Origin of the sequence: Actinospica durhamensis (genome assembly GCF_018139695.1) — a bacterium.
Classification (GTDB): Bacteria; Actinomycetota; Actinomycetes; order Streptomycetales; family Catenulisporaceae; genus Actinospica; species Actinospica durhamensis.
Window position 1 is genome coordinate 1 of the sequence record NZ_JAGSOG010000914.1, and the last position, 379, is coordinate 379.

Genomic DNA, 379 nt, shown 5'->3' on the forward strand with positions numbered 1-379 from the left:
GCCTGGGGCCGGGGCATGCCGGTGGAACCGCTGGTGAACGGGTTGTTGCCGGGGCGCGGGCCGCGCGGGCGCTCGCCGCCGGGACGCGGGCCGGAGCCCGCCGGACGGGGGCCGCCCTCGGGCCGGTTGGAGCGACGCTCCTCGCGCTGCTGGCCGCCCTGGTTGGGCTGGCCGCCGCCCTGGCCGCCCTGGTTGGGCTGGTTGCCCTGGCTGCTCGGACCGCCCTGGCTGCTCGGAGCGCCCTGGGCCGGAGCCGCGGGCGGCGGGGCCGCCGGGCCGGGCTTGGGTGCGGCCGGTCCCGGACGCGGGCCGGGGGCCGACGCGGCGGGACGGGACTGGTTCTGGTTCTGGTTCTGCGCGGGCGCCGACGGGGTGGTCG

General features: G+C 81.8%; 1 pseudogene. It reads right to left on the reverse strand.

The window, feature by feature from the left end:
• Positions 1 to 379, reverse strand: a pseudogene (locus KDL01_RS47420) (translation initiation factor IF-2); the annotation flags it as partial.